The sequence below is a fragment of the Nocardioides sp. Z38_18 genome (assembly GCF_058215695.1).
The window spans coordinates 1,876,274-1,897,395 of sequence record NZ_JBZAJE010000001.1 but is presented as its reverse complement, the minus strand read 5'-3'; the positions used below and the strand labels follow the sequence as shown (position 1 = coordinate 1,897,395).

The 21,122-nt window shown below is 69.7% G+C and carries 16 protein-coding genes and 1 pseudogene; 5 read left to right on the top strand and 12 right to left on the bottom strand.

The annotated features are described in order from the left end of the window. Positions 1–33 precede the first annotated feature (33 nt). Both prcB and AC4BGC_RS09155 read right to left on the bottom strand, forming a co-directional pair. On the bottom strand, positions 34–864 hold the full coding sequence (gene prcB / locus AC4BGC_RS09160) for a proteasome subunit beta (RefSeq protein ID WP_490555271.1): 831 nt from the start codon (positions 862–864) through the stop codon (positions 34–36). Between the two features lie 6 nt (positions 865–870). Continuing rightward, positions 871–1,071 carry a ubiquitin-like protein Pup gene (locus tag AC4BGC_RS09155; protein ID WP_490544148.1) on the bottom strand — a complete coding sequence of 67 codons (201 nt, stop codon included), beginning with the start codon at positions 1,069–1,071 and terminating at the stop codon, positions 871–873. A gap of 133 nt (positions 1,072–1,204) precedes the next feature. Here AC4BGC_RS09155 and AC4BGC_RS09150 point away from each other — a divergent pair, with 133 nt between their 5' ends. After that, on the top strand, positions 1,205–2,659 hold the full coding sequence (locus tag AC4BGC_RS09150; protein WP_490555270.1) for a phospholipase D-like domain-containing protein: 1,455 nt from the start codon (positions 1,205–1,207) through the stop codon (positions 2,657–2,659). Between the two features lie 6 nt (positions 2,660–2,665). Here AC4BGC_RS09150 and dop read toward each other — a convergent pair whose 3' ends face one another. After that, positions 2,666–4,186: a depupylase/deamidase Dop gene (gene dop / locus AC4BGC_RS09145; protein ID WP_490544150.1), complete on the bottom strand. Its 1,521-nt coding sequence runs from the start codon at positions 4,184–4,186 to the stop codon at positions 2,666–2,668. Between the two features lie 188 nt (positions 4,187–4,374). Between dop and AC4BGC_RS09140 the strand changes: the two genes are divergently transcribed. After that, positions 4,375–5,745, top strand: coding sequence for a phospholipase D-like domain-containing protein (locus tag AC4BGC_RS09140; protein ID WP_490555269.1), 1,371 nt, complete (start codon positions 4,375–4,377; stop codon positions 5,743–5,745). Positions 5,746–5,847: 102 nt separating this feature from the next. Here the strand turns inward: AC4BGC_RS09140 and arc are convergent, their stop codons facing one another. The 3 genes from arc to AC4BGC_RS09125 all read right to left on the bottom strand — a co-directional run bounded on the left by arc (position 5,848) and on the right by AC4BGC_RS09125 (position 9,843). After that, complete coding sequence (gene arc, locus AC4BGC_RS09135) at positions 5,848–7,593, bottom strand: proteasome ATPase (protein WP_490555268.1); 1,746 nt, start codon at positions 7,591–7,593, stop codon at positions 5,848–5,850. A gap of 145 nt (positions 7,594–7,738) precedes the next feature. Then, a complete protein-coding gene (locus AC4BGC_RS09130; RefSeq protein WP_490544153.1) occupies positions 7,739–8,677 on the bottom strand; it encodes a tRNA (adenine-N1)-methyltransferase in 939 nt (312 codons plus the stop codon). Next, complete coding sequence (locus tag AC4BGC_RS09125) at positions 8,674–9,843, bottom strand: site-2 protease family protein (RefSeq protein ID WP_490544154.1); 1,170 nt, start codon at positions 9,841–9,843, stop codon at positions 8,674–8,676. The genes AC4BGC_RS09130 and AC4BGC_RS09125 overlap by 4 nt, the downstream gene beginning before the upstream one ends. A 54-nt stretch (positions 9,844–9,897) precedes the next feature. On the opposite strand from AC4BGC_RS09125, the gene AC4BGC_RS09120 reads away from it, so the two are divergent. Next, the gene (locus AC4BGC_RS09120) at positions 9,898–10,923 is read left to right on the top strand and encodes a RecB family exonuclease (protein ID WP_490555267.1); all 1,026 of its coding nucleotides are present in this window, start codon (positions 9,898–9,900) and stop codon (positions 10,921–10,923) included. Here AC4BGC_RS09120 and AC4BGC_RS09115 read toward each other — a convergent pair. Continuing rightward, positions 10,918–11,394: pseudogene (locus AC4BGC_RS09115) on the bottom strand (HAD family hydrolase); the annotation flags it as partial. The gene AC4BGC_RS09120 and the pseudogene AC4BGC_RS09115 sit on opposite strands and share 6 nt — an antisense overlap. Positions 11,395–11,890: 496 nt before the next feature. Between AC4BGC_RS09115 and AC4BGC_RS09110 the strand changes: the two are divergent. Next, on the top strand, positions 11,891–12,904 hold the full coding sequence (locus AC4BGC_RS09110; RefSeq protein WP_490555266.1) for an AI-2E family transporter: 1,014 nt from the start codon (positions 11,891–11,893) through the stop codon (positions 12,902–12,904). Between the two features lie 19 nt (positions 12,905–12,923). Here AC4BGC_RS09110 and metH read toward each other — a convergent pair whose 3' ends face one another. Then, positions 12,924–16,709, bottom strand: coding sequence for a methionine synthase (metH, locus tag AC4BGC_RS09105; protein WP_490555265.1), 3,786 nt, complete (start codon positions 16,707–16,709; stop codon positions 12,924–12,926). A gap of 115 nt (positions 16,710–16,824) precedes the next feature. Here metH and AC4BGC_RS09100 point away from each other — a divergent pair, with 115 nt between their 5' ends. Then, complete coding sequence (locus AC4BGC_RS09100) at positions 16,825–17,676, top strand: PAC2 family protein (RefSeq protein WP_490555264.1); 852 nt, start codon at positions 16,825–16,827, stop codon at positions 17,674–17,676. A gap of 10 nt (positions 17,677–17,686) precedes the next feature. Here AC4BGC_RS09100 and mshC read toward each other — a convergent pair whose 3' ends face one another. From mshC to AC4BGC_RS09080, 4 genes are read right to left on the bottom strand one after another with little or no spacing between them, the layout of a single operon-like run. Then, on the bottom strand, positions 17,687–18,952 hold the full coding sequence (gene mshC / locus AC4BGC_RS09095; protein ID WP_490555263.1) for a cysteine--1-D-myo-inosityl 2-amino-2-deoxy-alpha-D-glucopyranoside ligase: 1,266 nt from the start codon (positions 18,950–18,952) through the stop codon (positions 17,687–17,689). 23 nt (positions 18,953–18,975) lie between these two features. Next, on the bottom strand, positions 18,976–19,779 hold the full coding sequence (locus AC4BGC_RS09090) for an SCO1664 family protein (RefSeq protein WP_490555262.1): 804 nt from the start codon (positions 19,777–19,779) through the stop codon (positions 18,976–18,978). Positions 19,780–19,783: 4 nt separating this feature from the next. Next, on the bottom strand, positions 19,784–20,377 hold the full coding sequence (locus AC4BGC_RS09085; RefSeq protein WP_490544161.1) for a DUF3090 family protein: 594 nt from the start codon (positions 20,375–20,377) through the stop codon (positions 19,784–19,786). Positions 20,378–20,386: 9 nt separating this feature from the next. Next, positions 20,387–21,103 (bottom strand): MSMEG_4193 family putative phosphomutase, encoded by a 717-nt coding sequence (locus AC4BGC_RS09080; protein WP_490555261.1) that lies wholly within the window; start codon positions 21,101–21,103, stop codon positions 20,387–20,389. Between the last annotated feature and the right edge of the window lie 19 nt (positions 21,104–21,122).

Here is a 21,122-nt window from a genome sequence, read left to right as displayed (position 1 = left end):
GCTCGCTTCGCTCGCTCATGGGTTCGGTCTCTTTCAGATCAGGGGGGCCGCGGGACCGTCGGGACGCTGCATCCGGCCCCCGAGCACCTCGTCGGCGATCGCGGCGACCTCGTCCTGGCTGAGCCGGAGGTGTCCGTCGGCGGTGATCACGCTCACGACCGGGAAGATCCGCCGGGTGATGTCGGGACCGCCGGTGGCCGAGTCGTCGTCGGCAGCGTCGTAGAGCGCCTGGACGACCGCGGTGACGCACTGGGTCTGGTCGAAGTCGTCGCGGTAGAGCTTCTTCAGCGCCCCGCGGGCGAACACCGAGCCGGAGCCGACCGAGTGGAAGGCCGTCTCCTCGTAGCGCCCGCCGGTGACGTCGTAGGAGAAGATCCGCCCGTGCCGGGTGACGAGGTCGTAGCCCGCGAACAGCGGCACCACCGCCAGTCCCTGCATCGCCATCCCCAGGTTGCCCCGGATCAGCGCCGAGAGCCGGTTGGCCTTGCCGTCGATCGAGAGCGTGGCGCCCTCGATCTTCTCGTAGTGCTCGAGCTCGACCTGGAACAGGCGCACCATCTCGACCGCGAGACCGGCGGTGCCGGCGATCCCGACCGCGGAGTACTCGTCGGCGGGGAAGACCTTCTCGATGTCGCGCTGGGCGATGATGTTGCCCATCGTGGCTCGGCGGTCCCCAGCCATCACCACGCCGTCGCGGAACGTCGCCGCCACGATCGTGGTGGCGTGCGGCGCCAGCGAGGTGGCGTCCCCGGGCGGCAGCGGCCTGCGGGAGGGCAGCAGCTCGGGTGAGACCTGGGAGAGGAACTCCGCGAAGGAGGACGTCCCGGGAGTCAGGTAGGCGGCGGAGAGCCGGGCGTCACTCATGGAGGCTCACTGCCCGCCCTTCTGGATGAACGACTTCACGAAGTCCTCGGCGTTGGTCTCGAGGACGTCGTCGATGTCCTCGAGGATCGCGTCGATGTCCTCGTCGAGCTGTTCCTTGCGCTCGGTGACGGAGTCGGCGGGGGCAGCCGTCTCGCTGACCTCCTCCTCCTGCTGGGACTTGCGCGGTTGCTTGTGCTCCTGAGCCATCGCGGACCTCCTAGGTACGTCGGTGTCTCGACCCTATCCAGACGAGGGTCGATCGCGGCCCGCCTCCCACCAAACACGACAAATACGTGGTCCGATGACCCGGTCACACCCCTAGATCTCGCGAAGAGGAACGATGGCTTTCCTTCCCCAGGCCCTCGCCCACGCCCGCAACCGGCACCCGAGCAGTCGCAGGCGCCTCGGGCTGGTGCCCGTGCTCGTCACGGTGCTCGCCCTCGTGGCCGTGCTGCTGCCTCTCTCCGGCCCCGCAGCGGCGGCGCGCAAGCCCAAGCCGCGCGCGCCCAAGGCGGCTGCCGCGCCCGCCGTGGTCGGTAAGCCTCCCAGCAACTACGTGCCGGCGCAGACCAGCTACTTCAGCTACCCCAACCGGGGCAAGCGCGAGCAGCGGATCATCCGTGCCCGCGTGCTGAGCACCATCAACAGCGTCTGGGGCGGGCCACGGACCTCGATCGGCACGCCCAGGCCCGGGAACGGCTCCATCCGGATCGTGACGTGGACGTTCAACGACTGGGCCATCGCCAAGGCGCTGGTCGCCGCCCGCAAACGGGGGGTCACGGTCCAGGTGGTGTCGACCAAGAAGGCCAACAAGCCCCACGCGCCGTGGAAGTATCTGCGCAAGAAGCTCGGCCAGAAGCTCTACCGACCGGGTCACCCGAGCACGGCGGCCACGGTGAGCTTCGCGCGGCAGTGCAAGGGGGCGTGCCGGGGACCGGGAGGAACCGCCCACTCGAAGTACTTCCTGTTCGACAACGTCGGTTCGCGCCACGTGCGCAACGTCGTGATGCAGACCTCGGCGAACCTGACCACGACGGCGTTCCAGTCGCAGTGGAACCACGCGCAGGTGCAGCACTCGAAGGCCGTCTACCAGGACTTCCTCAAGGTGTTCTGGGAGTCCCGGGTGGGCCAGCCCACGGTCAGGCCCTTCCACGCGGCCAGGTTCGGCTCGCTGGTGAACTACTTCTTCCCCCGCATCGGCGCCACCCCGGCCCAGGACCCGGTGCTGCAGACGCTTGCCCCGGTCAAGTGCACCGGCGCCCGCACGGGCGCTCGCGGGGGTCGCACCGTGATCCGGGTGATGCAGTACGCCACCTTCGGTGACCGGGGCGTCTGGATCGCCAAGCGGCTGCGCCAGCTGTGGGAGGCGGGCTGCAACGTGGCGATGGTCTACACGGTGGTCAACCGTCCGGTGATGCAGATCCTCAGCCGGAAGACCGGCCGCGGCCCGGTCCCGATGAAGCAGTCGGTGGTCGCCGACTCCGCGGGCCACATCGTGAAGTACAACCACAGCAAGTACATGGTGGTCGCGGGTCGCTGGGGCAACCGGCCGGCCGCGTTCCTGACGTTCACGGGCTCGGCGAACTGGTCGGACCTGTCCTTCACTGCCGACGAGCAGATGCAGCGCCTGGACAACGAGGCCCAGGCGAAGCGCTACATCACCAACTTCAAGAAGGTCTGGCGGCAGAAGTCCTCGAAGCGGGCCCGTCCCGGGCAGATGGCCGCCTTCGGCCGTGGTGCGGCGGACGAGCCCGTGTTCGGCAAGGGCATCTACCGCTACCTGCCGCCGGACTGAGTGGGCTCAGCGTCCCCTGGTCAGGGCCTCGAACAGCCCGGCCGCGGTGTCGTGGCTGTCCAGGAGCGCCCCCACGTGCGCCTTGCTGCCGCGCAGCGGATCGATGGTCGGGACCCGCTGCAGTGACTCGTGCCCCGGGAGATCGAAGATCACCGAGTCCCAGGAGGCCGCGGCGATGCTGTCGGAGTACTTGCTCAGGCACCGTCCGCGGAAGTAGGCGCGGGTGTCCTCCGGAGGCTCGTGCATCGCTTCCTCGACCGCTGCGTCGTCGACGAGCCGCTTCATCCGGCCGAGCTTGAGGAGCCGGTGGTAGAGCCCCTTCTCGGGCCGCAGGTCGGCGTACTGGAGATCGATGAGGTGGAGCTTGGCGTCGGACCAGGACAACCCGTCGCGGTCCCGGTAGGAGTTCAGGAGCCTCAGCTTGGCCACCCAGTCGAGCTCGTCGGCACACTCGAAGGGATCGCGCTCGAGCCGGGTGAGCACCGACTCCCACCGCTCGAGGACGTCGCGGGTGGCGGCGTCGGCCTCGCCCCCGCGGCGCTCGGCGATGTAGCGCTGGACGAGGTGGAAGTACTCCCACTGCAGCTGCACCGCCGTCATCGTGCGGCCCTCGCCGACCTCGAGCAGGTGGGTCAGCCCCGGGTCGTGGGAGACGTGCTTGAGCGAGGCCACCGGGCGCGAGACGCTCAGGTCGGTGGTCAGGAACCTGTCCTCGATCATGCTCAGCACCAAGGCTGTGGTCCCGACCTTGAGGTAGGTGGAGATCTCCGCGAGGTTGGCGTCGCCCAGGATGACGTGCAGCCTGCGGTACTTCTCCGGGTCGGCGTGCGGCTCGTCCCGGGTGTTGATGATCGGCCGCTTGAGGGTGGTCTCGAGTCCGACCTCCACCTCGAAGTAGTCCGCGCGCTGGCTGATCTGGAAGCCGTCGCCCTGCCCGTCCTGTCCCAGCCCGACCCGGCCGGCGCCGCAGACCACCTGGCGGCTGACGAAGAACGGGGTCAGGTGCCGGACGATGTCGCCGAAGGGTGTGGAGCGCCGGACGAGGTAGTTCTCGTGTGCGCCGTACGAGGCGCCCTTGTTGTCGGTGTTGTTCTTGTACAGCAGCAGGTCGCCCTGGTCCCCCTGGCCGCCGGTGGAGGCGAACCGGCACGCGTCCAGGGCGATCTGCTCCCCCGCCTTGTCCCACCGGACCACGTCGAGGGGCGTGGTGCACTCGGGGCTGGAGTACTCCGGGTGGGCGTGGTCGACGTAGAGGCGCGCGCCGTTGGTCAGGATCACGTTCGCCAGTCCGAGGTCCTCGTCGGTGAGCTGGCTGGGGTCGGCGTTCTCCCGCGACATGTCGAAGCCCCGGGCGTCGCGCAGCGGGGACTCCTCCTCGAAGTCCCACCGGGCGCGGCGGGCCTTGAGCGTCGCCGAGGCGTAGGCGTTGACCAGGCGGGTGCTGGCGACCATCGGGTTCGCGTGCGGGTGTCCCTGCACCGAGATGCCGAACTCGGTCTCTGTCCCCATGACCCTGTGCACGCTCACGTGGCGAGCGTACGTGGGACCCCGGCGAGTGCCCGGGAAGACTCCATCGTGAGACTGGAAATGGATTGCTGAGGGCCCCCACATGTTAGGTTTCGGGTGCCCCGGAGCGGGCATCTCGGTTTCTTTCCTCTGGGGGCATCACCTTGTTCACACGCCGAAGCATCACCTCGTTGGCCAGCCTGGCCCTGATGGTCAGCACGCTCACCGTCACCGGATCGGTCGCCGAGGCTGCAGGCGCACCCGCCGCGATCAGCCCGAGCCAGCCCTCGATCGCCGTCAAGGCCGCAGTCTGGGGCACCCCTCCACGCAACTACGTGATGCCTCCCGGGTCCGCCTTCACCTTCCCCAACGGCTCGAAGGCCGACAAGGTCGCCATCCGCAACCGCGTCCTGGGCACCATCCAGAGCACCTGGGGTGGCTACCGCGACGCCCACCGCCTGCCGGCGGCCGGCAACGGCTCGATCCGCATCGCGACCTGGACCTTCAACGACATGGGGATCGCCAAGGCGCTCGTGGCCGCCCACAAGCGGGGCGTCAGCGTCCAGGTCCTCGCCGCAGCCAAGGCCAACAAGAAGCACAAGTCGTGGAAGTTCCTGCGCAAGAACCTCGGCACCGCCTACTACAAGCGGGGCGTCGCGGGTTCCACCGACAAGGTCAGCTTCGCCCGCTCGTGCCCCGGCGCCTGCCGTGGACGGGGCGGTACGCCGCACTCGAAGTTCTTCCTGTTCAACAACGTGGGCGCCAAGCACGTCAAGAACGTGGTCATGTCCACCTCCTCGAACCTGACCAACTTCGCGGTGCGGGGCCAGTGGAACGAGGCCCAGACCTACCACTCCGCGCAGATCTACAACCAGTTCCTCACGATCTACCGCGAGGCCCGCCTGGCCAGGCCCCAGCGCTCGACCTACCGGGTCTACCCGGCCGGCAACGTCACCAGCCTGTTCTTCCCCCGCTACGGCACCAACGCCGCGAACGACCCGGTGATGCAGGCCCTGAACCAGACCACCTGCACCGGCGCCGGCCTCTCGGGCAAGGGTCGGACCCAGGTCCGCGTCTCGATCTACGCGCTCTACGACAAGCGCGGCACCTGGATCGCCAAGAAGTTGCGCTCACTGTGGAACGCCGGCTGCGACCTCAAGATCATCTACGCGGTCTCCACCCGCCCGATCCTCTCGATCCTGCGCAGCGGCAGCGGCCGGGGGCCTGTGCCGATGAAGCAGTCGGTGATCACCAACAGCAAGCGCATCGTGACCAAGTACAACCACAGCAAGTGGCTCACGATCGCCGGCAACTGGGGCGGCTACCGGGCCAACTACCTGACGTTCGCGGGCGCCGCCAACTGGAGCAACGCGGCGTTCTACAACGACGAGCAGATGACCCAGGTCAGGGACTACGGCACCGTCCAGGCGCACCACCGCAACTTCAACCGCACCTGGGCGCAGAAGTCCTCGCACCCGCCGGGCTACGGCAGCCACTCCACAGAGGGGCGCGCGATGCCCTCGGGCAACACGATCCCCTGGGGCAAGGGCGTGTTCAAGAACATGACCCCCAACGGCTGACCGCTCCCCCGGGCCGAGCAACGGACCCCGGCAACGGGGCCGAGCACGACGAAAGGCGCCGACCACCTGGTCGGCGCCTTTCGTCGTGTCTGCCCAGAGGTCCTAGAGGTACTGCCCGGTGTTGGCCACGGTGTCGATGGAGCGGCCGGGCTCGGTGCCCTGCTTGCCGGTGATCAGCGTCCGGATGAACACGATCCGCTCACCCTTCTTGCCCGAGATCCGCGCCCAGTCATCGGGGTTGGTGGTGTTGGGCAGGTCCTCGTTCTCCTTGAACTCGTCCACGCACGCTTGGAGCATGTGCTGGACCCGCAGTCCGGGACGGTCGTGGTCGAGGACGTCCTTGATCGCCATCTTCTTGGCCCGGTCCACGATGTTCTGGATCATCGCGCCGGAGTTGAAGTCCTTGAAGTACAGGACCTCCTTGTCCCCGTTGGCGTAGGTGACCTCGAGGAAGCGGTTCTCCTCGGACTCGGTGTACATCCGCTCGACGGTGGCGGTGATCATCCCCGCGACGGTCGCGTCGCGGTCGCCCCCGAACTCGGCGAGGTCGTCGGCGTTCAACGGCAGCTCGGCGGTGAGGTACTTGGTGAAGATGTCCCTGGCCGACTCCGCGTCGGGACGCTCGATCTTGATCTTCACGTCGAGCCGTCCGGGGCGCAGGATCGCCGGGTCGATCATGTCCTCGCGGTTGGAGGCGCCGATGACCAGGACGTTCTCCAGACCCTCCACACCGTCGATCTCCGAGAGCAGCTGCGGCACGATCGTGTTCTCGACGTCCGAGGAGACCCCCGAGCCGCGGGTGCGGAACAGCGAGTCCATCTCGTCGAAGAACACGATCACCGGCGTGCCCTCGCTGGCCTTCTCCCGCGCCCGCTGGAACACGAGCCGGATGTGCCGCTCGGTCTCGCCGACGTACTTGTTCAGCAGCTCGGGGCCCTTGATGTTCAAGAAGAACGACCGACCGGACTGACCGGTCCTCTCCGCCACCTTCTTGGCCAGCGAGTTGGCCACGGCCTTCGCGATCAGGGTCTTGCCGCAGCCGGGAGGGCCGTAGAGCAGCACGCCCTTGGGTGGCTTGAGCTGGTAGTCCTTGAACAGCTCGGGGTGGAGGTAGGGCAGCTCGACCGCGTCGCGGATCTGCTCGATCTGTCCGGCCAGCCCGCCGATCGAGCGGTAGTCGATGTCGGGGACCTCCTCGAGCACGAGCTCCTCGACCTCGGACTTCGGCACCCGCTCGTAGACGTAGCCGGACTTGGAGTCCAGCAGCAGGGAGTCGCCGGCGCGCAGGGTGACGTCGCGCAGCGGCGCGGCCAGGCGCACGACCCGCTCCTCGTCGGCGTTCGCGATCACGAGGACCCGCTCACCGTCGGCGAGGACCTCCTTGAACATCACGACCTCGCCGACCTTCTCGAAGTCGAGTGCCGCGACGACATTGAGGGCCTCGTTGAGCATCACCTCCTGCCCCTTGGTCAACGCGTCGAGGTCGACCGAGGGACTGACGTTGACCCGCAGCTTGCGGCCGCCGGTGAAGACGTCGATGGAGTCGTCGTCGTTGCGCTTGAGGAAGGTGCCGAAGCCGGTCGGTGGCTGGGCGAGCCGGTCGACCTCCTCCTTGAGGGTGACGATCTGGTCGCGAGCCTCACGCAGCGTCTGGACCAGCCTCTCGTTCTGGGAGGTGACCCCTGCCAGGGTGCGCTGGGCGTCGAGCAGCCGCTGGTCGAGGGCACGGGCGGTGCCCGGCGCCTCGACGAGACGACGGCGCAGGTCCGCGACCTCCGCTTCCAGGTAGGCGACCTGGTTCAGGAGCTGGGCAGTGGTCGGTCCTTGTTCGGCACCTGACTCAGGCACGTGAACCACCTCCGGATGGGCTGGGGCTGGATTTCGACCCTACTCGGCTGCGCCCACAACCCAAGTGGATACGGCCGTGTCTCATTGCCGACGTTGCCGATCTGCAACAGAAGGGCCCTGCCCGGCGCCGCCGCTAGTCGCACACCTAGGCGGGCTGCGGAGGCAGGCCCACCGGCCGCGGGCCCTCGTAGTCGACGCCGTAGGCGCCCGGGGCCGGCCGACGCTTCTTGACCGGTGCGGTGTTGCCCGGAGCCATCCGGCGGGCCGTGACGAGGAACCCGGTGTGACCGTTCATCCGGTGCGAGGGACGGACCGCGAGACCCTCTACGTGCCACTCGCGCACCAGCGTCTCCCAGGGCTGCGGCTCGGTGAACTCCCCGTGGGCACGCAGGGTCTCCACGACCTTCCCGAGCTGGGTGGTGGTGGCGACGTACGCCACGACGATCCCGCCCGGGACCAGGGCGTCGGCGACCGCGTCGATGCACTCCCAGGGGGCCAGCATGTCCAGGACCACGCGGTCCACGGTGCCCGGCTGCTCCACCGCCGGCAGCTCCTCGACCAGGTCCCCCACGGTGAGGTTCCAGGCCGGGTGCTCACCACCGAAGAACTGGTTGACGTTGCGGCGGGCGACGTCGGCGAAGTCCTCGCGCCGCTCGAAGGAGGAGACCCTGCCGGTCGGGCCCACGGCCCGGAGCAGTGAGCAGGTCAGTGCGCCCGAGCCGGCTCCTGCCTCGACCACGTGGGCGCCCGGGAAGATGTCGGCCATCGCGACGATCTGGGCGGCGTCCTTGGGGTAGACGACCGCGGCCCCGCGCGGCATCGAGACCACGAACTCGTTGAGCAGCGGGCGGAACACGAGGTACTCGCCCCCTGACGTCGAGGTCAGGGTGAACCCCTCTTCGCGCCCGATGATGTCGTCGTGGGAGAGCCCGCCACGGTTGGTGTGGAAGCTCTTGCCCTCCTCCAGACAGATGTTGTGCCGGCGCCCCTTGGCGTCGACGAGCCGGACCCACTCCCCCGGCCTGAGTGGCCCGCGGCGCACCCCCGACCAGTCGGGTGCGTCGGATGCCTCTATGTCACTCACTTGCGAATGCCCTCCTCGAAGGCTCGATCCACGTCCTTGGTCGTCAGTACGCCGAAGACGGCGCCGTCGGGCTCGACCAGCAGGTATTCCTCGGCGGGGGTCCGGGACATCGCCCGGACAAGCTCCTCACCAGTGAGGTCGGCGCTGAGCACCATGCCGTCCTCGATCGTGCGGGCCAGCGAGCTCACCGGCACCCAGGCGCGCCGCTCCTCGGGGGTGGCGAGCAGGGCGGTCTCGTTAACCACGCCGCTGAGCCGGTCATCGCGCCCCTGCACCACGATGCCGCCGGCGCCGGCCTCCTGGGCCCGGCGTACGGCCTCGGCGATCGGCACGTCGGCGGGGACCACCACGACACGGCGGGCCAGCGGACGGGCCTGCAACGCGGGCAGACGGCTGCGCAGGCGCGCGTTCATCAGCGACGCGGTCGCGCCGGACCACAGGAACGAGGCGATGATGAAGGTGATCAGGTAGTCGAAGATGTCCGGCGTGGTCCCGAGCAGGGTCCCGGCCAGCAGCGGCCAGCCCAGCACCAGCACCGCCGCCACGCGGCCGCCCCAGGCGGCCACGATCGTGCCACGGTGCATGCTCTTGGTGACGCCCCAGACGGCCGACTTGAGCACCCGGCCCCCGTCGAGCGGGAGCCCGGGGACCAGGTTGAGCACGCCGACGACGAGGTTGGCGCCCGCCAGTCCCTCCACGGCGAGACGGAGCAGGCCGTCGGGCGTGACGAACCACAGCGCCACGGCAGCCAGGCCGATCACGATCGAGGTGAGCGGACCGACGACCGCGACCTTGAACTCCTCGCCCGGGGTGCGGGTCTCGGAGTCGATCTCGGTCGCGCCGCCCAGGAAGTGCAGGGTGATCGAGCGGACGCCGAGTCCCTGGCGCTGCGCCATCAGCGCGTGCGCCATCTCGTGCAGCAGCACGGAGAGGTAGAGGAGCACCGCGAACGCCACGCCCGCGACGTACTTCAACGCGCCTAGGCCGGGCTGCACCTGCTCGACCCGGGGCGCCAGCAGGACCGCGATCAGCAGGGCCACCAGCAGCCAGGACGAGCGGACCAGCACGTCCACTCCGGCGATGGAACCGATGCGCAGCGTGCCCGGAGGGTACGGCGAACGACCCGGGCCGCCGCCCGATCCAGGGGGCCCGTCGTGTGCGCTCACCCCGTAACGCTAGCGCGGGTCGAACCTGTCGGAGCAGCGACCTACTGTGAGGCCATGCAGCAGGCCCAGTCTCACGCCCGGATCGGGACGCCGGTCGACGGCGAGCGGGTGCTCGGCTCCCTGTCGCCGAGCCGCGCCGGGGACTTCAAGGCGTGCCCGCTGATGTATCGCCTGCGCACGATCGACCGGCTCCCCGAGGTGCCCTCGCCCGGCGCCGTACGCGGAACCGTGGTGCACAAGGTCCTCGAGGACCTCTTCGACCTCCCCGCGGAGCAGCGCACGCCCGAACAGGCCGAGACGATGGTCCAGGACGCCTGGGACCACGTGCTGGACCTGGAGCCGGAGCTGGGCGCCATGTTCGCCGGGGACCGGGACGGTGCCGGGGCTGAGGCCAGCGCCGGCGGCGAGCTCACGGCCTGGCTGGCGTCGTGCCGCGAGAGCCTGCGGAGGTACTTCGACCTCGAGGACCCGCGGCGGCTCGAGCCTGCCGAGCGGGAGGTCTACGTCGAGGCCCTGTTGGACTCCCGGCTGCTGCTGCGCGGGTTCGTGGACCGGATCGACGTCGCCCCGGACGGTGCGGTGCGGGTGGTCGACTACAAGACCGGCCGCTCCCCCGGCGTCGGCTACGAGAGCAAGGCGCTGTTCCAGATGCGCTTCTACGCACTCGTGCTGTGGCGCACGCGCGGGGTGGTCCCGGCCCTGCTGCAGCTGATCTACCTCGCGGACGGGCAGGTGGTCAGCTACCGGCCCGACGAGCAGGACCTGCGGGCCACCGAGCGGCTGGTCGAGGCCCTGTGGCGGGCGATGGAGGAGGCTCGCGCCGCTGGTGAGTGGCTGGCCAGCCCCGGACCGGCCTGCGGGTGGTGCAGCTACCGGGCCTTCTGCCCGGCGTACGGCAACGAACCGCCGCCCCTGCCGGTCGCGGAACCCTCAGGCGTGCAGGCCGACCAGTTCCTCGGGGGCGAGGCCGAGCAGGCTCTCGCGCAGGACCATCCCGTCCCGGGCAGGGACCTGCACGTGGCTGGGCACGACGAGGACGCGGCAACCGGCGGCGAGGGCCGAGGCCGCGCCGGTCGGTGAGTCCTCAATCGCCACGGTGTCCGCAGGCGCGGCGCCGATCAGCTCGCTCGCGCGCAGGTAGGGCTCCGGGTGCGGCTTCCCGCGGGAGACCTCGTCACCGCAGACCAGCACGTCGAAGGAGTTCTCCGGGAGCGAGCGCAGCACCGGCTCCACGAAGCGCCGCCACGACATCGTGACCAGGGCGCAGGGCACCTCCAGGTCACGCAGGGCAGCGAGCAGCTCGCGCGCCCCCGGCCGCCAGGGCACCCGGCGCTCGACCCGCTCGATGACGCCGTCGAGCAGCTCGTCGACGATCTGCCGCGGGGTGCGGTCGATCCCCATGTGCTCGCGGATGTAGGTGGCCGAGTCGGTCAGGTCACCACCGACGATGGCCAGCGCGTGCTCCTGGGACCAGGTACCGCCGTACTTCTCGGCGAGCGCGAACTCGCACTCCATCCAGTAGGGCTCGGTGTCGACCAGGGTGCCGTCCATGTCCCACAGCACGGCGGCTGGCAGCCCGGACGTGCCACCTGGTGCCTGACCTGCAGGAACACGAGAAAAGTCGGTACTCAGAACGCCCTCCGAAGAACTCCACGCACGTGCCGTGCGACGAACCACCCTAGAACCAGGGTGCACAGCATGCGCAATCAGCATGGGAGCGGCCCGTCTCACCTGCGGGCGGTTACCACACAGGGTCCATCGGGTACCGGCAGTCTGGTGGCGGAAGCACGGGCGCTCCAGTCACGCCGGAGAGGCAGGTCACCTCGTGGCGGATCCTGTAGACGATCCTCGCCGGCCCGGAACCGACCCTGGATCCGAGCCTGGCCCCGATCCTGAATCCGGGCCGAGCCAGGTGGAGGAGGAGACTGCGCGCGCTGACCAGGAGACAGAAGCTCTGATCGCTGCCGCCGCTTCTGGGGACCTCGGCGGGACGGAGGCAAGCGCGCCGGGTTCACCGCTGCGCCGGTCTCCCTTCAGCACTGGCTTGATGGCCGGACTGGGTCTGCTCCTTGCCTACGGGCTGGTCCACGTGCTGCTCGAGCTGCATCAGATCCTCGTCTTCATCGTCTTCTCGGTCTTCCTGGCCCTGGGACTGGAACCCCTCGTGGCCTGGCTGATGCGTCACGGCCTCAGGCGGGGGTGGGCGGTACTGGCAGTGATGACCTCGCTCGTGCTGCTCGTCGCTCTTGTCGGCCTCCTGGTGGTGCCCCCGGTGATCGACCAGGCCGACGCTCTGGTCCGCGGGGCACCGAAGTATCTCGACGACCTGCAGCACGAACCGTTCGTGATCGACCTCGACTCGCGATTCCATCTTGCTGCTCAAGCCCGGGATCAGGCCTTCTCGGCCCTGGACGGTCTGAGCGCCACCTCCGTGCTGGGAGGAGTCGTGGGTGCGGGGAAGGCTGTCGTGGACGGCGTCGTCGCCGTGGTGACGGTGCTGGTCCTGACCCTCTACCTGATGGTGGCACTCCCCGCGGTGAAGGCCGCCGGGTACAAGCTGGTGCCACAGAGGCGGCGTGCTCGCGTCGTGTTCCTGGGTGAGGAGATGTCTCGCCGCGTAGGAGGCTACGTCCTGGGGCAGACGACGGTAGCCGTGATCAACGGGGTGCTTGCCTACATCATGATGCTGATCCTCGGCCTGCCGTTCTCCGTCGTGCTGGCGGTGCTGGTCGGGCTCCTGGCCCTGGTTCCCATCATCGGCACCGTGATCGGCGCGGTCCTGGTCACCCTGGTGGCACTCACCGTCGGCCCGATCACCGCTGTCGTCGCACTGGGCTACTACATCGCCTACCACGTGTTCGAGGCCTACGTCCTCTCCCCGCGCATCATGCACCGAGCCGTCGAGGTCCCCGCGATCGTCGTGATTCTCGCCGTCCTCGCCGGTGGCACGCTCCTCGGAGTCGTCGGGGCGCTGATCGCTATCCCGGTCGCGGCCGGACTGCACCTCATCTACGAACAGGTGCTCGTCCCCAGGCAACAAGGCCTCACCGAGACCTCGTAGCGTCCATCGGGCCGCCTGCTCAGTCCTCCGGGTCGTAGCCGAGGTTGGGCGAGAGCCAGCGCTCGGCCTCGGCCAGGGTCCAGCCCTTGCGCTCGGCGTACGACGCCACCTGGTCGCGGGCGAGGCGACCGACCACGAAGTACTGAGACTGCGGGTGGGAGAAGTACCAGCCGCTCACCGAGGCGCCGGGCCACATCGCCATCGACTCGGTGAGCTCGATCCCGGTGCGCTCCTGCACGTCGAGCAGCTCCCACAGGGTGCGCTTCTCGGTGTGCTCGGGGCAGGCCGGGTAGCCCGGCGCGGGCCGGATGCCGGTGTACTTCTCCGCGATCAGGGCCTCGTTGTCCAGGCCCGCGTCGTCGGAGTAGCCCCACAGCTCGGTGCGCACCCGCTGGTGCAGCCGCTCGGCGAACGCCTCGGCCAGCCGGTCGCACAGGGACTCCAGCAGGATCGCGCTGTAGTCGTCGAGGTCGTCCTTGAACTCCTTGATCTTGTCCTGGCCGCCGAGCCCGGCGGTGACTGCGAACCCGCCGACGTGGTCGCGCAGCCCGGTCTCCTTGGGCGCCACGAAGTCGCTGAGGGAGCGGTTGGGGACGCCCTCGCGGTGCTCACCCTGCTGGCGCAGGTGGTGCAGCGTGGTGAGCACCTCGGTGCGGTCCTCGTCGCGGTAGACCTCGATGTCGTCGCCGACCGCGCTCGCCGGGAAGAAGCCGATCACGCCGTTGGCGGTGACCCACTTCTCCTTGATCATCGCGTCGAGCATGCTCTGGGCGTCGTCGTAGAGCTTGCGCGCCGCCTCGCCCGTCGCCGGGTTGTTCAAGATGTCGGGGAACCTGCCCTTCATCTCCCAGGCGTTGAAGAACGGCTGCCAGTCGATGTACTCGCGCAGCTCGGCGAGGTCGTAGTCCTCGAAGACCCGGGTGGTGGTCCCCATGGCCGGCACCGGCGGGGTGTACGCCGACCAGTCGACCGGCGTCGCGTTGGCCCGGGCCGCCTCGAGGGGGAGCAGCGGCCGGTCGTTCTTGGCGGCGTGCCGCTTGCGCAGCGAGTCATAGTCGGCCTCGGTGTCGGCGAGCAGCTTGGGGCGCTGTTCGGGCGAGAGCAGGGCTGCGGCCACGGGAACGGAGCGGGAGGCGTCCTTGACCCAGATCACCGGGCCCTCGTAGCGCGGGGTCACCTTGACCGCGGTGTGGGCGCGCGAGGTGGTGGCTCCCCCGATCAGCAGCGGGATCGTGAGTCCCTGGCGCTGCATCTCCCCGGCGAAGTGCACCATCTCGTCCAGCGAGGGGGTGATCAGCCCGGAGAGGCCGATCAGGTCGGCGTCGACCTCCTTGGCCTTGTCGAGGATCTTCTGCGCGGGCACCATCACGCCGAGGTCGATCACCTCGTAGTTGTTGCACTGCAGCACCACGCCGACGATGTTCTTGCCGATGTCGTGGACGTCGCCCTTGACGGTGGCCATCACGATCGTGCCGTTGGTGTCCTTGGCGGTGGCGTACTCCGGCTTGTCGAGCTTCTCCTGCTCGATGAACGGGATCAGGTAGGCCACGGCCTTCTTCATCACCCGGGCCGACTTCACCACCTGCGGCAGGAACATCTTGCCGGCGCCGAACAGGTCGCCGACGACGTTCATGCCGTCCATCAGCGGTCCCTCGATCACCTCGATGGGACGGCCGCCGCGCGCCTCGATCTCGGCCCGCAGCTCCTCGGTGTCCTCCTCGACGTGGGCGTCGAGGCCCTTGACCAGGGCGTGGGTGATCCGCTTGCCGATCGGCAGCGAGCGCCACTCGCTGACGGCCGCCTCCTGCTTCTCCCCGCTCCCCCGGTGGGCCTCGGCGATCTCCAGCAGCCGCTCGGCGGCGTCGGGGCGCCGGTTGAGCACGACGTCCTCGATCCGCTCGCGCAGCTCGGGCTCGATCTCGTCGTAGATCACCAGGGCACCGGCGTTGACGATGCCCATGTCGAGCCCGGCCTGGATCGCGTGGAACAGGAAGACCGAGTGGATCGCCTCGCGCACCGGGTTGTTCCCGCGGAAGGAGAACGACACGTTGGAGATGCCGCCGGAGACCAGCGCCCCCGGCAGGTTCTGCTTGATCCAGCGGGTGGCCTCGATGAAGTCCACGCCGTAGTTGGCGTGCTCCTCGATGCCGGTGGCCAGCGCGAAGCAGTTCGGGTCGAAGATGATGTCCTCGGCCGGGAAGCCGATCTCGTCGACGAGGATCCGGTAGGCCCGCTCGCAGATCTGCTTGCGGCGCTCGAGGTTGTCAGCCTGTCCCTCCTCGTCGAAGGCCATCACCACGGCGGCGGCGCCGTACTTGCGGCAGAGTCGGGCGTGCTCGCGGAAGGCGTCCTCGCCCTCCTTCATCGAGATCGAGTTCACGATCGACTTGCCCTGCACGCAGCGCAGGCCGGCCTCGATCACCTCCCACTTGGAGGAGTCGATCATCACCGGGACCCGGCTGATGTCGGGCTCGCCGGCGATCAGCTTGGTGAAGCGGTCCATCGCCGCGACGCCGTCGATCATCCCCTCGTCCATGTTGACGTCGATGACCTGCGCGCCGGCCTCGACCTGCTGAGCGGCCACGGAGAGCGCGGTCGTGTAGTCGCCGGCCTTGATCAGGTTGCGGAACTTCGCCGACCCGGTGATGTTGGTGCGCTCGCCGATGTTGACGAACAGGGAGTCCTCGGTGATGTTCAGCGGCTCCAGGCCGGAGAGACGCATCGCCGGCTCGGGCTCGGCAGGGACCCTCGGCTCGGCGCCCGCGACGACCTCGGCGATCCGGGAGATGTGGCCCGGGGTGGTGCCGCAGCAGCCGCCGACGAGGTTGACCAGGCCGGCGGTGGTGAACTCCTCGAGCACGGCCGACATCTGGTCGGGGGTCTCGTCGTACTCCCCGAAGGCGTTGGGCAGCCCGGCGTTGGGGTAGCAGTGCACGAAGCAGTCGGCCACCCGAGAGAGCTCGGCCAGGTAGGGACGGATCTCGGCTGCGCCCAGCGCGCAGTTCAGGCCCACGGCCAGGGGACGGGCGTGCCGCACGGAGTTCCAGAACGCCTCGGTCACCTGGCCCGAGAGCGTGCGCCCGGAGGCGTCGGTGATCGTGCCGGACACGATCACCGGCCAGCGCCGGCCCCGCTCCTCGAACAGCGTCTCCAGGGCGAAGATCGCCGCCTTCGCGTTCAGGGTGTCGAAGATCGTCTCGATCAGCAGCAGGTCGGCACCGCCGTCGACCAGGCCGGCGGCCTGCTCGGAGTAGGCCTCGACCAGCTGCTCGAAGCTGGTGTTGCGGAAGCCGGGGTCGTTGACGTCAGGCGAGATGGAGGCGGTCCGGTTCGTGGGGCCCAGTCCCCCGGCCACGAAGCGCGGGCGCTCGGGGTCGGTCTCGGTGACGGCGTCGGCGGCCTCGCGGGCCAGCCGGGCCGACTCGTAGTTGAGCTCGTAGGAGAGCTCCTCCATGCCGTAGTCGGCCTGGGAGATGCGCTGGGCGTTGAAGGTGTTGGTGGCGACCACGTCGGCACCCGCCTCGAGGTACTCCCGGTGGATCGACCGGATGATGTCGGGCTGGGTCAGGCTAAGCAGGTCGCTGTTGCCGCGTACGTCGCTGGGCCAGTCGGCGAAGCGCTCACCGCGGTAGCCGTCCTCGTCGAGGCCGTGGCCCTGGATCATCGTGCCCATCGCGCCGTCGATGACCAGGATGCGCTCGCTCAGCAGGGACGTGAGCGCCTCCGTGGCGTCCGGTCGCTCGAGCGACGCTCGGCCATTGGCTTCGCGGCCGGTCTCGTGCTCGGACTTGCTGGTGCTGCTCACAGATGTACTCCGGTGCGTCGAGGAACCCCAAGCCTAGGTAGCGGACCGACCCGGGACAGACCATTTTCACATGGTGGCCACCCCGCTCCCTGGGTAGGAGTCCTAGGGTTGGCACGTGATCGAGATCGACGACGTGCCCCGCCTCGTCAGCCCGGTGATGGTGGCTGCGTTCGAGGGTTGGAACGACGCCGCCTGCGCTGCCTCCGGGGTGGTGGACCACCTGATCGACGTCTGGGGGGCCCGCCTGGTGGCTGCCGTGGATCCGGAGGAATTCTACGACTACCAGGTGAACCGCCCCATGATCGGTACGACGGACGAGGGGATGCGCCGGATCACCTGGCCGTCGAGCCAGGTCTACGTGGCCCGGCCCACCGGCGCGGACCGTGACGTGGTGCTGGTGCGCGGCATCGAGCCGAACATGAAGTGGCGCCAGTTCTGCGCCGAGCTGCTCGCGTGCGCCGACGAGCTGGGCGTCGAGCTGGTGGTGACCCTGGGGGCGCTGCTGGCCGAGACCCCGCACACCCGGCCGATCCAGGTCAGCGGCACCGCCACCGAGCTCGACCTCGAGGACCGGCTCAAGCTGGAGCCCGCGACCTACGAGGGACCCACCGGGATCATCGGCGTGCTGCAGGACGCCTGCGGACGCCTGGACATCCCCGCCGTGTCCTTCTGGGCAGCGGTCCCGCACTACCTGCCGCAGCCGCCCTGCCCGAAGGCGACGCTGGCGCTGCTGGGACAGCTGGAGGACCTCCTGGAGACCGGCATCCCGCTGGGAGACCTGCCCGAGGACGCGCGGGCCTGGGAGCGCGGCGTCGCCGAGCTCGCCGAGGAGGACGAGGACGTCGCGGAGTACGTCCGCGGCCTCGAGGAGAGCCAGGACACCGCGGAGCTGCCCGAGGCCAGCGGCGAGGCGATCGCCCGTGAGTTCGAGCGCTACCTGAAGCGACGGGACAAGCCCGAGGAGTAGCGGTCGGGTCCTACAGCTCGACGCCGAGTGCGGAGTCGACCAGGGCCCGCACGACCTCGCCGGCGCCCGGCTCGGAGTCGTCGCCGAAGGTCGTCGAGCTCGCCCAGTGGTCCAGCAGACGCAGCGCGAACGGTGCGTCGAGGTCGTTGGCCAGCGCCGTGAGGACGTCGGTCACCAGGTGGGCGGTCGGTGCCCCCGCGCCCCGCGAGACGGCCTCGCGCCAGCTCTCGAGCCGGGTGGCCGCAGCCGTGACCTCGGACTCCTGCCAGCCCCAGTCGCCGCGGTAGTGGTGGCCGAGCAGCACCAGCCGGATCACCATCGGGTCCAGGCCGCTCTCGCGCAACGTGGAGACCAGCACCAGGTTGCCCTTGGACTTCGACATCTTCTCACCGCCGAGCCCCACCATGCCCGCGTGCACGTAGGCCTTGGCGAACGGCTTGCCGCCGTCGGCGACCTGGGCCTCGGAGGCACTCATCTCGTGGTGCGGGAAGACGAGGTCGCTGCCACCGCCCTGCACGTCGAGCGGGGTGCCGAGGTGGACGCGTGAGATCGCGGAGCACTCGACGTGCCAACCGGGACGCCCCCGGCCGAACGGTGAGTCCCAGGCGGGCTCACCGGGGCGCTCGGCCAGCCAGAGCAGGCAGTCCAGCGGGTCCTTCTTGCCGGGACGGTCGGGGTCTCCCCCGCGGTCGGCGAACACGCTGAGCATCTGCTCGCGGGTCCAGCCGGAGACCTTCCCGAAGCCGGGGTCGTGGGTGACCGAGAAGTACAGGTCGCTCGCGTCGGTGCCCGGAGCCGGCACCTCGTAGACGCTGCCGGCCTCCTGCAGCTCGCGGATCATCTCGATCACGTCCGGGATCGCCTCGACGGCGCCGACGTAGGCGTCGGGCGGGAGCACCCGCAGCGCCTCCATGTCGGTACGGAACAGGTCGGTCTCGCGCTCGGCGAGGGCCACCCAGTCCTGGCCGGTGTCGTTGGCCCGCTCGAGCAGCGGGTCGTCGACGTCGGTCACGTTCTGCACGTAGTGCACCTCGTGGCCCGCCGAGCGCCAGGCGCGGTTGAGCAGGTCGAAGGCGACGTAGGTCGCCGCGTGGCCCATGTGGGTGGCGTCGTACGGCGTGATGCCGCAGACGTAGAGGCGGGCGGCGCCGTCCGCGGGAGTGACCTCGCGCAACGCCCCGGTGGAGCTGTCCACGACCTGCACCGCGGGTCCACGGACGCCCTCGGGAAGGTTCTTGGTCCCGGTGGTGCCCCCGGGCGAGCTCCAGGCACGCATGGCGGCGAGCCTATCGGCCAGCCTCAGAACGGCGGCCACGGGATCGGGGGCCACCCACCTCGGGGCACCGGGAACGTGCCCGCACGCAGCAGTCGCTCGCAACGGCGACCCACCGCATCCACCTCCGCCACGGTCAGCAGCGACTCCAGGGTCTCGCGCAGCGCCGACCCCGGGCTCGACCGCACGGCCTCCCGCACCGACTCCACGCCGGTGAGCTCCTCGTCGGTCAGCGGCATGCCCGCCCAGCCCCACAGCACCGTGCGGAGCTTGTCCTCGGAGTGGAAGCAGACCCCGTGGTCGACGCCGTAGCGGTGTCCGCCCGGCATCGGCAGGATGTGCCCGCCCTTGCGGTCGGTGTTGTTGGTGATCACGTCGAAGACCGCCATCCGCCGCAGCGCCGGCGAGTCCTCGTGGACCAGGATCACCGGCTCGTCCCTGGCTCCCGTGGCGTCGAGCACGTGCAGGAAGCCCGGGGGCACCTCGCCGGCCGGGACGATGTCCACCGGGTCGAGCTGTCCCTCCGGCGTCTCCTCGGCCTCCATCCACAGCTGCACCATCCCGCGCCCGGCAGGACCGTCGCGCAGCACCGTGGGCGGGACGATGTTCCAGCCGAGATGGTCCGAGACCACCCAGGCGGCGTACTCGCGATCGGCCAGGGTGCCGTCGGTGAAGTCCCACAGCGGGCGCTCCCCCGAGCTCGGCTTGTAGACGCACTGGGCATCGGTGCCGGCCAGCTGGGTCAGGAAGGTGTGGTTCGAGGCGGGCATGATCCGCCCGAGCACCACCAGCTCGGATTCCAGCAGCTCACAGCGGTCCGGGGCCGGCACGGGCTCAGCTCTGGGTACGCCGGTAGCCGTTGGCACGGGGGCACAGGTGCCCCTGGGGGTCCATCGGTCCCCCGCAGAACGGGCACGGGGCCCGCCCGGCGCCGACCACGGACTCGGCCCGGGTGGCGAACGCACGCGCCATCGCGGCCGTCATCCGCACCAGCAGCACCTCGTCGGGCTCGGGCTCCTCGATCGGCAGGTCGATGAGCTCCTGCTCGGCGGCATCGACGACGACCTCGACCTCGACCTCGACGACCGGGAACACCTCGATCACGACCCGCTCGTCCTCGGCGTCCCAGGACAAGGTGATCGTCCCCGCGCGGAACTCCTCCTCGATGGGCTGCTCGAGGGGGTCGTTGTCGATCATCCCGACCGGGGTCATCGCGGGGATCGTCGACTCGGAGTCGGCGGCCGAGATCAGCTCGTCGAGCAGCTCTGCGACGCGCTCACCGAGGATCTGCACCTGCTGCTTCTCCAGGGCGACCGAGGTGACCTTGCTGCCGGCCCGTGCCTGCAGGAAGAAGGTCCGCTGCCCGGGCTCGCCGACGGTCCCGGGCACGAAGCGCTCGGGCGGGTCGAACTGGTGCACGACGGCCATGCCCCGACCCTATTGCTTCCTCGATGGAGCCTGCGCCGAGGGACCCGCGCCGCCCCCGACGTCGGCGTCGCCGGAGCGGCCGCGCCGCCGTCCCGCCGGCTTGGCCGCGAGGTGGGACAGGCTTCCCGACCTGGAGTTCATCGTCAGCACGAACGCCCGTTGGGGCGTGTAGCGGATCACCGAGAGGCTCGCGGGGTCGACCACGATCCGCTGGAAGGCGTCGAGATGCATCCCGAGGGCGTCGGCGAGGATCGCCTTGATGACGTCCCCGTGGGAGACCGCGAGCCACACCGCGTTCTCCCCCGCCTCGGACTCCACCAGCGCGTCGCGGTCACGGATGGCGGCGATGCCCCGTGCCGACATCTCCGCGAGGGACTCCCCGCCGGGGAACCGGGCGGCCGAGGGCTGGGCCTGGACGGTGCGCCAGAGCTTCTCCTTGGCGAGGGTCTTCAGCTCCTTGCCGGTCCAGTCGCCGTAGTCGCACTCCACCAGCCGCCGGTCGGTGACCGCCCGCATGCCGGGCATCAGGATCCGGGCCGTCTCCCGGCACCGCTCCAGGGGGCTGGTGACGACGGCCGCCAGGGGAAGACCGGCGAGGCGCTCAGCAGCGGTACGTGCCTGCGTCGTCCCCTCCTCGTCGAGATGGACGCCCTTGCTGCGGCCGGCCAGGACGCCGGTGGCGTTCGCGACCGTCCGTCCGTGGCGCGCCAGGATCACGGTTGCCATGCCCGGAGCGTAGCGGGGC